Raw genomic sequence first — 13200 nt, 5'->3', positions numbered from 1 at the left:
GCGATGTAAAAGCATTTCCTTCAGTATGTAACGACCTTTACCGCCTATTGTAAAGCTCTTTACCTCGGCGCGTAAATGGAGTTACAGTGCGGGGGTAACATGTCTTTTACCGTGCCATCACAATTTCCGAATAAGGATAGCCGATGCCGGGAACGGCTTGCCAACTTTTGCTCACCAAATCGTAAGCATAGATCAGCCTTCCTCCCCGATTTGTATCGAATAGAACGTAAAGTTTCAGTGTCTCCGTATCTTTAGCGAGCATGGTTACTGAACGTGCCGAATTGGGGAATGTGGCGAAAGGCTCCTCCAAACTTATTGTAGCTTGATTCCAAAGACACAGATCTGTCCGGCCATCATCGGCTCTTACTACGGCATATCCGCCGGTGCGTACGTATTTGGTAGTTCCGGTGTCTTTTCCTGAGATTATTGTCCAGAAGGGAATGAGTGCGGTGGCCTGTATCGATTCGCCGGTATATACCTTCCTGCTACTTGGGTCCAAGCTCAGTGCGACGGGTGTGAAACTGTTGTTTCCATTATCAGCCGAGAGTAGCAGATAACTGTCACCCTGTACACCGGGATAGCGTGTCAGAGCTTCAGGCTTTATGTCGGCGGGAAGTTCGTAGCGGTAATTCAGAGTTTGGTCAATGTCGCGGGTATAGGGCCATGATCCGATGGATGCTAGCATCATTTCATTGTCAGATATTTGCTTTACGGCTATTATGGAGCTTTGGCCGTTGCAGAGAGTCAATATATTTTTGAGTCCCATATCTTGCCAGAAACGCATGGATAGGTCGTAGCTGAATACACTACGCACTCCATCTTTCGTCTGTATTCCGCAGAGGTTCTGAGTTTCAGGAACATTTGCTACGCAGGAAAAATCTTTCTGGTCTTCTGTCAGTCCCACGATGTTTGTGGGCGTGCCATTTGTGAGGTTTACGTGCTCGATGCAATTATTATAACCCGTGCTGGAATGGGAATTGACAATGCCATAGAGCTGGAACTCTTTGGGTGCTTCACCGTTGGTAACAGCAATCTCACCAAGTGTCATGATGTCACCGGAACGGCGCAGGCGTATTTTGGTTTTTGAAGCAGGGTAGTGTCCGGGCGCCAGGAAAGTGATGCTTGTGGCGGTCTGCTCCACCATAACGGGTGATACTCCGAGGGCGTATCCTTGGTAGTTCATTGCGGGCTGGTCGGGGAGTGGCCAGTATATTTCGAACATGAAGTTGTCACCGGGCTGGAAGCCTTGTGCTGAGATGGTTACTTTATCACCAGGATTGAAGCTGGTCTGTGTGGGCATTACGATATCGGTTACCAGAATAGGTTCTTTGTCTTCATCTTTGGCACATGCAGCAAACAGCAGACAAAGTAACAGAAAGAGAGATAAGTTCTTCATAGCGTTTCTATTTTTAATGCGACAAATGTAGCGTTTTCTACTGATATTCTTTCTTTTTTTGTCTGATATTATACTTCCACTCAACTTAAATCTATAGAAAGAAAATAGCTCTCGAAATAGACTTCTTTCCACAGTCTCTTTTCCTAAAAATAAATATTTTGCATAATAAATGCAACTTTATCCTTGGTTATTTGGATACATTTATTGTATTTTATATCTTTGTGAGACAAAACGAGAACCTACTATTTTTTTACAAACATAAACCAAATGATGAGAGTTAATCAATTACTTGGAATGGGTGCGTGTTTCGCTATGCTCGCACTGGCAGGATGCATGGATAAAGATGTTTATGATCCTGATAAGGACCCGACCGTCTTAAAGCCAGAAAGTGAATACTTCGATTTTACCACAACTACTAATGTGGCGTTCGAGGTCAACTATGGGGAGATTGGCAGTAATGCCTTAATAGAAATCTTTACAGAATATCCAATCTCTTACAATGAAACAGGTTCGTTCGTTATTCAGGGTGAACCAGTTTATAAAATATTTGCAGATGCAAAAGGACGTTTCGTTGGCGATGTGGAATTGCCTACGGCTGCTAAAGTTGTGTATGTTTTCTCGCCTACCTGGGGTGTTCCCATGTGTGTGGAAGCTAGTGTGGAGAATGGAAAGGTGACGGTGAACGAGACGGACGCTGCTTCGCGGGCGGTAGCTGCTACACGGGCGAAGTCAAATTTGAAGTTAGTTACAGTCAATAATGCACAGAAAGTGTATTCCTTGGTGGAGATTAGTGATAGTTACGGAAAACCTGGGGATATCAATGGTCTGATTGAGGATAATAAGGTTATTAGTAGTAAGTTTATCAATAACGTACAAAAGGCCTTGTGGAAAGGTAAAAGCAGTAAACCAGATAAATTGAATAATTCAAATTATGTGAGAGATACTGAGCACGTTAATACTACTATTGCAAAGGCCTATCAAAATGAACAAGGTCAAATCGTAACAGTGGCAGATGCTGAATTGTTCTTTACTTTTTTAACAGAATCCTGTTGGTATCAGAATGTAGTGGGGTATTATTATTATAAGACCGGTGAATGTCCTGCGGCTCCTGATCAAGTGAAGAAAATCGTTATCTTCCCGAATGCTTCAATTAAAGGTAATGTACCTTATTTGAATTGGTACGATAAAGTGCCGGGAGGAGCTACTAATTATGGTAGTAGAAATGCTCCTTTGGAAACGAACCGGAAGGTGCAACTTCTCTTTCAGGACGATCAGGGTAATCTTTCCACCAAATTTCCGGCAGGGTATACCATCGGCTACTTTATTATTGCTGACGGTTTTAAATGTGGTAGTAAAGGCCATGACGGTTTCATTGATACAGATAAGAGTTTCGTTTATTCTAATGAAGAGTGGAATAAGAACTATCAAGGTCAGAAAGCCCGCTTTATCTCTCTTTCAGCCGAAGGGGGTACTGTGGTCTATGGCGTAGAAGATGGTGGAGACAGCAGTTACGAAGATCTCCTCTTCTGTATTGATGCGAATCCTAATGAAGCCATCCAAGACCCTGACCGTCCTGTCATAGATCCAGATGAACCGGAAGTTTCTGAAACAGAGAACAATTATATGTCTTTTGCCTATGAGGATATCTGGCCTTCGGGAGGTGACTATGACCTGAATGATGTTATCATAGAATACCATCGTTCCATTACCTTCAATAAAGATAATTACGTGAGTGAGGTGAAAGAAACCTACGAACCGGTACAAAAGGTGGGTGCTGCCACGAACAGGAATGCGTTTGCCGTACAGTATGCCACAGATCAACGCGGCGAAATGGTTCTGCCATCCGGTGCTGTGGATGAAACGCAAACTAATTCTATTATTCTCTTCCCCAATGCTATGGATGTGAGAAATCAGAAGTTCGTGATTACCCGTACATTTGCTGCTGGCGCCATGAAGAAGGATGCCTTAAAAGTTGGAAACTCAATATTGAATCCTTATATCATTGTGAACTATGAGGGGGCTGGAAAAGACAATCGTACTGAAGTGCATTTGCCAAAGTCTAAAGCTACTAACTTGGCAAATTCTGATCAGATAGGTAAAGAGGCAGATGCTTACTATGTAAATAAGGATGGAAAACACCCGTTTGCCATTTCAATACCCGGCACTTTCACTTCTGTAACGGAGACTGTGACGATAGATAAAGAATATCCCGATTTCGAGAAATGGGTAGAATCGGATGGTAAAGAATATACAGATTGGTATAAGAATTATCAGAAGTCTGCCAATTGATATTTTCTCATTGGAGAAGTAAAAAGGAAAAGATAAATAAGAGGGTGTTTACTCAATTGCCTGGTTAATGAGCAAGGAGTAAACACCCTCTTATTTTTGTGAAAAGCTTACTGTGAGTTGCGTGTTACGGTATGCAGTATGTTCCCTTTTTTATCGATCATTCGTAGTGTTAGCGTTTTTTTGTCCGCAGATATTATGGAAAAACCCGGTTCAGGACTGCAGAATACGGTTCCTTCTGTCGGTTTCACCTTGCGGGCAAGCGAACCGGCTGAGTTGACAACGTAATCGATATTGCTTCCCGCCTTGCGGATATGCTGGAAGTTATGAATGTGCCCGCAGATATACATGTCTACTTTGTGCTTACGGAGTATCGGATCGAGTCGCTTCTGCATATCCAGGCGTTCGCTATCGTCCTTCGGAGTTTCGGCGTAGATGGGGTGGTGTCCGGCTACGATAATCCAGTCTTCTTTGGCATTGGCCAGCACTGAATCAATCCAGGCGAGTTGTTTTTGCAAGTCTTGTTTGCAAGCGTCGGGATAGGTGGCGGAGTCATTGCGGTATTTGTCCATCATGGGGGCTGTGTCTATCCAGACGATACGGATAGTGATTCCTTTGTCCTCAAATGCTTTTGTATAGTAGCGGGCGGGCATGGTCCAGCGGCGGCTGATGTTGGTGTAGTCCATTACTGCTTGCGTGTTGCCGCGGTATTCGTGGTTGCCAAGTACGGGAAACCAGTCAATCATCAGTTCCGGGTGGGAGTAGATGAGTTCGTAGTTGGTCATCCACAGAGGGTCGTTCACGCTGCGCACGCCTTCAAAATGGTGGATGTCTCCGGTGGCGACTACGAACTCGGGACCGACTTCTTCGGCCATGGTTCCCATCAATTCGGCTATGGGCTTCTGGTCGTAATAACCGTTACGGCCCAGGTCGTTGGCAACGTAGAAGTTGAATTTCTTGTCGAAGATGGAATAATCCGTTATCTGTGCGGTTGCCCAGTTGCTGAGGAGGACAACTAAAAGGAGAAAGAATACTTTTTTCATTATTATATTGATTTGATTGTTATTAATTTGTTGGCGGAATTAATTTGTTTCCTTTCTGTTGCGGTTATGAACTGAAAAAGCAGAGTAGTGGTGTATATTGTTTACAAATGATGTGTCCTCCTATAATAGTCGTATATTGAACCTAATTCACTCGTATACTGAATGCCATTCAGTCGTATACTTAATAGGGTTCAGTCGTATACTGAATAGGGCATGGTTTAATGATATTGATAATCAGAATGTTATAAAAAGCTGTATTGCTATTGATAAATTCTGACAAATCTCTGCAATATATTGTGCAGTTACTTTATTAGAAGTTAATTTTCACACCTGCATTTACTTTCACTCCGTAATGTTCGCTCTGCATCGTCCGCTCCTTCGTTCCCTGATAGTAGCGCAAAGGCTGGTTCAGCAAATTGGTGGCTTCGGCATAGAATGTTGTTTTCAGTTTCTTTCCGAAAGTATAGCTGGCGTTGGCATCCATATAATTCACTGCATCGTAATAGCGGTCGTAGAACTTCTCCGCTCCCATCTCGTCGATAAATGCCGATGCATAGTTGTAAGAAAGGCGGAGGCTCACGCCGGATTTCTCAAAGAAGAGCGAAGCATTGGCCGTGTGCTCCGGAGAACCCGGCAGGCGCAGACCGCTTTCATTCTCACGTCCCTCGAAGTTGAAGTTATCCACGCGGGAGTAAGAGTAAGTGTATGTTCCGTAGAAGCCGATGCATTTCAAGGCCGGGGCTATGAAACTGAAGTCGCGCTGATAAGCTACCTCCACACCCAGCAGGTCGGCGTTGCCCGAGTTGCGCGGCTGGCTGAACTTGGTATACGTGGTTCCGTTGTAATTGTAGTTGCGCATAGTCTGGTCTACGATGAAATCATTGATTTTCTTGTAGAAGACACCGGCACTGACAAGACCGATGCTCTTGAAGTAATACTCACCGCTCAGGTCGAAGTTATAAGAAATGGTGGGTTTCAGGCCCGGATTACCCAAAGAGATGGAGTTGTCGCTACGCTTAATCGTAATATTCGGTGCCAAGGCCGCATACTTAGGTCGTGCAATTGTATTGGTGAACGAGGCACGCACCTTGAAGTCATCGTTTACATCATACTTCACAAGAACGGAAGGAAGCACATTCAGATAACTGTCCGACTCGTAGGCTGTGCGGGTGGTCTTGTCTTCGTCCGCATCATACTGGCTACCCGAATATTTCACATGTGTATTCTCCAGACGCAGGCCCAGCATCAAGTCCCACTTCTCACCCAGTTTCTGGTCGAAACGCAGATAACCTGCCGCAACGGTTTCTTTGGCGTTGAAGTTGGTGGCAAGCTCTTCCTGCACCTGGTTCTTTTCAAACAGACTTGCATTGTTCAAGTCAAGTTCTCCCAGATACTCCTTGCTTATGAAGCTACCGGCTTTATATTGCTTGCCCGGCATGTATCCGTCCCGGTTCTGGTCTACGGCAGCCGCCAGACTGGCTTTGTCGAAACCGTCTTCATCCAGCGGGGTGTATTCGTAGAAATCAATCTCTTTATCTTTAGTCTTATGCACCACCTTGGTTCCGAAGCGCAGATGATTGCCGAACTTTCCTTTTGTGAGCGGCAAGCTGAAATCGAGCTTGAACTTGAAGTCCTTCTCTTGAATATCTTCCTGTTGCTCCGTCACCTCTTTCAGGCTGAAATCGTCGTTCAGATACATAGCCGAACCTTCCTGCGGAGTAAGCAACGGCTTGCGCTCATCGCTCAAATCCATTGTGAACTTCTGTTTCTTCAGTTGATAGTCGATGTAGCGTTCGTTGGGACGTTCTTCGCTGGCTTTGGCGTAGTTGACGCTCCACTTCGTGTCCAGTTTGCCGAAGAGGTGCTCGCCGCCGAGGGTGAAGTCCATCGTGCGCTGACGTTCCAGACGGGCGTTGCGGTTGTCGGGCGTGCCGCCTTTGGTCTGCACGCGCACGGCGCCTTTGTTGTTGATGGAACAATATTCGTTGCCATTGTCGTCTTCTTCCAGATTGATACCTTTCACGTTGAGGCGGTAACGGTTTTCCCAGTCGTTGCGGTTGTTGAAGATGCCTTTGAAAGTCAGCTTGTGGTTTTCGTTGATGTCCCAGTCCAGTGCGGCGGAGTAGCTTTGGCGTTCGCGGGTGACGTAGTATTGGCGCACCTGATAGTCGGTGATGCAAAGTTCTCCGGTTTCTACGTCCTTGTCCCATACAAATTCGATGTCATCCGAGCCGGAGGGGGAGTTCTGATAGGAAGCGGAAAGAATGAGTCCCAGTTTGTCGTTGAAGAAGCGGTCACCATAGGTGAAACCCAGGTTCAGTTGTGCTTTGTCGCTAATCCAGTTGTAGCCTGTTCCGGCGGTGGCACTGATGAAGCGTTTATAAGGAGAGTTCTTCGTAATCAGATTGATGGAACCACCGATGGCGTCGGCATCCATATCTGGGGTGACTACTTTGTTCACTTCGATGGTCTGTATCATATCTGCCGGGATGAGGTCCAGTTGCACGTTGCGCGTATCACCTTCGGCAGAAGGAACGCGGTTGCCGTTGATAGTGACGGAACTCATGTCGGCAGAGGTGCCGCGTACTTGTCCGAAGCGGGCTTCACCCTGGTCGTACTGTACGTTGATACCCGAGATGCGTTTCAGTGCATCACCTATGTTGGAGTCGGGGAACTTGCCTACCTGGTCGGCAGACACTACATTCTTGATGCCGAGGCTGTTCTTCTGCGAATTGACGGCGCGGCGTTGTCCCTGAAAGGCGCCGCCTACCACTACTTCCTGTAGTTCCACTCCTTCATTCATCACTACGTCTTTTTCTAAAGTGCGTCCTTCGGGAATGGTTATTTTCAGTTCTACGGGTGAATAGCCCACATAACTTACTTTTACGGTATACGTCCCCGGTTCCAGATTGGGGAAAGTGTAGAAGCCATTGACGTCGCTCGTCACTCCGGCATGCAGTTTCTCGATGTAGATGGAGGCACCCGGAAGGGTTTGTTTTGTGGCATCAATGATGCGGCCGCGTACGGTGCCCTGTTTCACTACGTTTACTTTCTCGTCGGCTTTTGCTGTGCTGCCGACTGTTAGAAATAAGAATAAGAGCGTGAATACTTTAACAATGTGTTTCATACCTGTTGTCATTCGTTGATTAATTTGCCGCAAAAGTAGAGACGTGGCGTTTCATACGTTTTGCGGCAAATTTAAGAATCGGTAACAAATATGATACATTCCGGTTACAATCGGTAATGGAAATAATCCACATCTACGAAACCGGCCTCTCCCTTATCATTAAAACAATAAATGCCTACGCGGTCACCCCGATAGTTTCCCCATACCAATTGATAGGGCTCTCCAAACGGCAGGAAGTTATCCCCGTCCAGACTATAATAATAATGGGATTTACCATCTAACCCCCACTGCGTCCTAAGCCATACATATTGCGACCGGATGGGGATTCCTCTTGTTATGTTATCATTCTTTCTATATTCCAGATAGCAGGTACCCTCTTCTTTTACTATGCCAATGGCCGAATGTTGTGAAGAGAAGTGGCAAAGCCCGTTCTTTTGTCCGTCTTTCATATTGGAAATATCCATCTTTATCACGACCTCATTATCCTGCTTTCTGAAAGTCCTCTGCGTAAGTGTATTGCCGGCTTTCAGAAGTTTATCGGCCTCTAAGGGTCGGTAAGCTTTCAGGCGTAACCAGCCCGGACGTTCGGTGAGTGAAAAGTATTCCTTCCTCGGCTGATAGTTCCACTGCCACTGCGGGGCAAGCCGTTCATCGTCGAAATCATCACTACGCTTGATAGATAGTTTCTCAATATATTTGAAAGGCATCTTTCCACTCCATTTCATTGCACCGATGTTCTGGGGAAGCACTTCACCCGGTATGGGCCAGCCATCTACCCACGTAACGGGTAGCAGACTGACAATTCGCCCGCTCCAGTCCCCTGTTCCATGATGGGTAAGAAAATACCAGTTATTGTCCTTTCCCAGGATAATACCTCCTTGATTCGGTTCCATAGCTTCACAACTGGGTAATGCCAACTGTTTTTCTTCTTTATAGGGTCCTGTTAACTTCCTGGAACGCTTTGCCATGACGTAACGGCCCACTCCCGGCTTATGCTCACTGAAAATCAGATAATACCAGCCGTTCACCTTAATCAATTTACTGGCTTCCCTGCCACTGCCCGAATTGATGAGTACCGCAGATTTCCGGTCAATGCTTTTCCCATCTTCAGCCATCTTAAAGAGATAGGTCTTATATCCGTCGGCAAAATGGGTGCCAACAAAGTAGGCTTTTCCGTTGTCATCCCACATTGCAGTACAATCGTCCCAACCTGCTTCGGCAAGAAGTGGTGTCAGTGGTTCCCACGGACCTTCGGGGTGAGCGGCAGAGGTCATGAAGTACCCTTCGTCGGGTGTACCGAAGAATAAATAGAAACGCCCGTTATGATGGCGGAGGGTTCCGGCCCACACGCCACGGCCATAGCGGTCCATGCGGGTCCAGTTCAGGGATTCACTTATTTGGATCAGATCATCTATAATATTGCTGCATATTTCCCAGTTCACCAGGTCTTTGGAGTGTAGCAGCGTCATTCCCGGAGAGAACTGGAAGGTGGAGGATATCGCGTAATAGTCTTCACCCACCCGGATACAATCAATATCGCTATAATCTGACGGAATGATGGGGTTCAGGTAGGTACCGTCTTCCTGGTCGCCCCAGTTTTTCCAGTTCCCCCATTCGGCTTGTTGCTGCCCCATCAGGCAGCCGCTAAAATATACGCAAAAGATGAGTGCTAATAGGTGTTTCATAATAACTTCTTATTAGTAAATATTCCATTCCCAAATTCCTTTTACGCCCTCTGATATCTTTATCCTGAGATACCGGTATTTCTTGCCTGGTGCATCCGTATGCGGCGACTGTATTCTTATATCTTCATGTCCTCCACAAGCTTCCCATACCTTTCCATCGTTCGAACCTTCAAGCAGATAGGCATGTCCGGCTGTGGGACGCACAAAGTAGACTTCACTGCGGCGCACCTTTCTGGTTGTTCCCAAATCTGCAACAATCCAGCTTTCATTATCCCTGTCAGCCGCCATCCACCGCGAGCCATTGGCCCCGTCTGCTGCAAAAGCGGGAACGAAATATTCTGTTCGGCGGCACAAAGTATCCTTCATCGGTTTGATGTGTAAAGGCTCTGCTATACTGGACGCATAAATGGTGTCTACCTTTATTTTCTTCTCCCGCTTTACCTTCCGCAAGGCACCCACTCCATCCAGAGTAAGTTCGACAGGCCGGATGGTGCCGTCTTCATTAAACTCCAATCGGTTTACATAAGTTTGCCGGTTTGTACTACGCCGTCCAAACTCCAGATAAGCGAAATAATAATCATCCGTTCCTTCCGGACTGAATACACAACCATGTCCCGGACCGAAGACGCCCTTCTTATAATCAGTCGTGGAAATGATATCCTGCTTGGGAAATTCAAACGGCCCCATTGGAGAAACCTTGCTCATCACATAGGCGTACTGATACTTTTCGTCTCCTCCAATGGTGTATAAATAATAGTATATTCCTTGTCTTTTAAAGAAAATGGGTCCTTCGGAATATTCTTTGCGGGGAGTGGAGATCATTTGAATGTCCGAATTCACCGTTATCATGTCTTTATTAAGTTTAGCCACATGCCTGCGTCCCCAGAACACATAAGCCTGACCGTCGTCATCAATAAACACCTCAGCATCAATGCCTCCGGGATCTTCTGTTTGTAATAAGGTGGAAGTCGTGAAAGGTTTATGAAACTCATCTTTTCCGCGGGCCAGCCTGAAAGGACCATCCGGACTATCCGCTACTGCGGGATACATATATCCGTTTATTGTCGGATAAATGTAGTATTTACCATTGGCAGCGACAGCCTTGCTGGGTGCCCAGTACTTTTCTTTCGCGGCAGAAGGGAAATAAGTACCGTCAAAGCTCCAATGAACAAAGTCCTTTGATTTCCATACCACAGGCGGTCCCGAAGTTTCCAATCCCCGACCATATCCGTCAGTGGTAGCATAACAATAGAACGTTCCGTTTATTTCCTGAATGCTTGCATCTGCAATCATATCAGGTATCAAAGCGTTACCGAAAGGATTGTCTGCTCCTGTCTGCGCTGTTAGTGGCTCTGAAATCAGAATCCCTAACATTAAACTGGTAAAAAGACTTTTCTTCATAATATTATAATCGTTTTAAGGTTATACCTACTTTAAGAAAAAGCAAAGTAAAGCTTTTCTATCAGAATTCTTACTATTCATATAGATGAAACATTCGCTCCATCAATTTCCATTTCTCTGCAGAGGTGCTTGTAGGTACACACTCCTGAAATTTGGATACATACTCTTCCCATTCTGCTTGTCTGGGTAAATGAGAAAGCTTGTCCATAGCTGTTTCCCAATCGAAGTCAAGCGGTGTTTCTATAATCATGAATAACCGGGAACCTAATATATAGATTTCCATCTCTAAAATACCTACTGAACGAATGCCGGCTCTTATTTCCGGCCAGGCTTCAGGTTTGCTGTGGCACCTGATGTATTCCTTAATTAGTTTTGGATTGTCTTTTAAATCCATAGTCTGGCAATATCTTTTTACCGGGCAATGGTATTCCTTTACTTGATATCCTTTATTTGTCATAATCTTATTGCATTAAAAAACTATATAATAATATAAGTATCCGGAGACAAAGTTCCGGATACTTAACCATACCTATTAATTACTTGTCCATTAAATAAAAACTAATTGTATCCTGTATTCTGTTTGAGGTTCTTATTGACATTCAGATCATTCTGTGGTATTGGGAAATAACGGTTATGAGGTGACCAGGTGCGTTTCTCAAACTGATAATACATGTCTTCATCAACCGGAGAAGCTGCAGTTCCGCTTCCCCGATAATTCCGGGCTTTGGGATCGTCTGATAGTTTAACGCCTGTGAATGTATGGTTCAACTCTTTTTCGGCAATGCCCCAACGCAATACATCATAATAACGCAGGCCTTCAAAAGCCAGTTCAACCCGCCTTTCTTTGCGGACAGCTTCACGGATTAGTTCCTGAGACATATTGGCTTTTTCAAGCTTTGTTAATTTTACACGGTCACGAATGTCGTTTATTGTAAGGTCGAGAATGTCTTGGTCTACGGCACTTGGTTGAGCTTCGTTCAAAGCTTCCAGATAGCTTAACAAGACTTCTGCATAACGCATTATCGGCGTATAAGTGGGAGTAGCTCCCAAATTGTTGATTATGGAAGGATCACATCCTTTCTTGGGGCAATAACCATTAAACAGGGCAAACTTGTTATAGTAATCTGAAGTGTTGGCACCTTTGAAACAGTCGTAGGTTATATCATTATATTTGGTTCCCGGATAACTTCCCAATGGCGGCAAGAAGACGGACGCATATAAACGTAAATCACGATTTGCATAGGGGTCATTTTCATCATATACTTCAGATGTTTTTATATCCTTACCGTCTGTACAAAAGTACTCTTTGACCAGTTCATTATAAGGGGCAAATTGGTGCCAACCACCGTAAGCAGCCTCAGGATACAAATATTGATAACGTGAATTTGTATATAAGTCCTTTACTCCCATGATGCAGAATATTGTTTCAGGACTATATTCTCCGCCTATCTGGAATAGCTTTTCATAACTATCTTCACCATAACGGCGATCTAGTTCATATATTCCGGAATCAATGACGCTACGCAAAACAGCAGCGGCTTCCGACCATTTCTCTTGTGCCAGATAGAGACGGCTTAACAATACTTGTGCTGCTCCTTTCGTGAAACGTCCATATTCTTCCGACGAGTATTTGGTTGGCAATAGATTGATGGCTGCTTTCAAATCAGTTTCCACTTGAGCATAGACGTCCGCTTGTGGAGTTTGTGAGATGGTGTTAGCTTCTTCTACTGACAATGTTTTCAATGGCATCGGTACATCTTTATAATAAAATGCAAGATTGAATAAGAAATAGGCACGCAGGCATTTCACTTCGGCTGACCAGATTCCTTTTTTATCTCCATCCATAGGACAGTCCGTTATATTTTCCAGGAAGACATTGTATTTGGCTATCTGGGTATAGGCGTTTCCCCAAAACCAGCGCAGATTACTATTGGTGGCAACTGTGTTGGAACTTGCCATCAATGTGGAAAAGTTTTCTTTTTCCGTACCATTTCCTCCGGCAAAGTCCAGATAGAGCAATCCTTGTGGGGTGGCAAAATCATCATGCGACCAGCCGGTCTGGAAACGATAACATCCGGTCAATGCCAGCATAGCATCTCCTTCACCTGTCCAAAAGCTACCATCAGAAATAGATGAAGGAGGTTCTTTATCTAATAAGTCTGAACAACTTACTGTTACCAATGATAAAGCCAAAGTAACTAAACAGGCTTTTGTTATTTCTAATGTATGATATATATTTTTCATATTGTTCTTGATTGAATC

8 protein-coding genes are annotated in these 13200 nt (G+C 44.9%); 1 reads left to right on the top strand and 7 read right to left on the bottom strand.

What is annotated here, in order from left to right; translation table 11 throughout:
* Window positions 1–106: 106 nt before the first annotated feature.
* On the bottom strand, window positions 107–1396 hold the full coding sequence (locus BACINT_RS04345; protein WP_007660886.1) for a WD40-like domain containing protein: 1290 nt from the start codon (window positions 1394–1396) through the stop codon (window positions 107–109).
* Window positions 1397–1663: 267 nt separating this feature from the next.
* Here BACINT_RS04345 and BACINT_RS04340 point away from each other — a divergent pair, with 267 nt between their 5' ends.
* On the top strand, window positions 1664–3685 hold the full coding sequence (locus BACINT_RS04340) for an LruC domain-containing protein (protein WP_007660885.1): 2022 nt from the start codon (window positions 1664–1666) through the stop codon (window positions 3683–3685).
* Between the two features lie 107 nt (window positions 3686–3792).
* Here BACINT_RS04340 and BACINT_RS04335 read toward each other — a convergent pair whose 3' ends face one another.
* From BACINT_RS04335 to BACINT_RS04310, 6 genes are all read right to left on the bottom strand, one after another.
* Window positions 3793–4725, bottom strand: coding sequence for a metallophosphoesterase (locus BACINT_RS04335; RefSeq protein WP_007660884.1), 933 nt, complete (start codon window positions 4723–4725; stop codon window positions 3793–3795).
* 310 nt (window positions 4726–5035) lie between these two features.
* Window positions 5036–7852, bottom strand: a complete 2817-nt coding sequence (locus tag BACINT_RS04330; RefSeq protein WP_044154860.1) for a TonB-dependent receptor — start codon at window positions 7850–7852, stop codon at window positions 5036–5038.
* A gap of 104 nt (window positions 7853–7956) precedes the next feature.
* Window positions 7957–9537 carry a glycoside hydrolase family 43 protein gene (locus BACINT_RS04325; protein WP_044154767.1) on the bottom strand — a complete coding sequence of 527 codons (1581 nt, stop codon included), beginning with the start codon at window positions 9535–9537 and terminating at the stop codon, window positions 7957–7959.
* A 12-nt stretch (window positions 9538–9549) separates the two neighbouring features.
* Window positions 9550–10938 (bottom strand): family 43 glycosylhydrolase, encoded by a 1389-nt coding sequence (locus tag BACINT_RS04320; protein WP_007660873.1) that lies wholly within the window; start codon window positions 10936–10938, stop codon window positions 9550–9552.
* 73 nt (window positions 10939–11011) lie between these two features.
* Window positions 11012–11395, bottom strand: coding sequence for an L-rhamnose mutarotase (locus BACINT_RS04315; RefSeq protein ID WP_007660871.1), 384 nt, complete (start codon window positions 11393–11395; stop codon window positions 11012–11014).
* A 101-nt stretch (window positions 11396–11496) separates the two neighbouring features.
* Window positions 11497–13182 carry a RagB/SusD family nutrient uptake outer membrane protein gene (locus BACINT_RS04310; RefSeq protein ID WP_007660869.1) on the bottom strand — a complete coding sequence of 562 codons (1686 nt, stop codon included), beginning with the start codon at window positions 13180–13182 and terminating at the stop codon, window positions 11497–11499.
* Window positions 13183–13200: the final 18 nt, after the last annotated feature.

It is taken from the genome of Bacteroides intestinalis DSM 17393 (genome assembly GCF_000172175.1).
Taxonomy (GTDB): domain Bacteria; phylum Bacteroidota; class Bacteroidia; order Bacteroidales; family Bacteroidaceae; genus Bacteroides; species Bacteroides intestinalis.
Note: the sequence above shows the minus strand (reverse complement) of the source record. Positions and strands in the feature narration are given on the sequence as shown.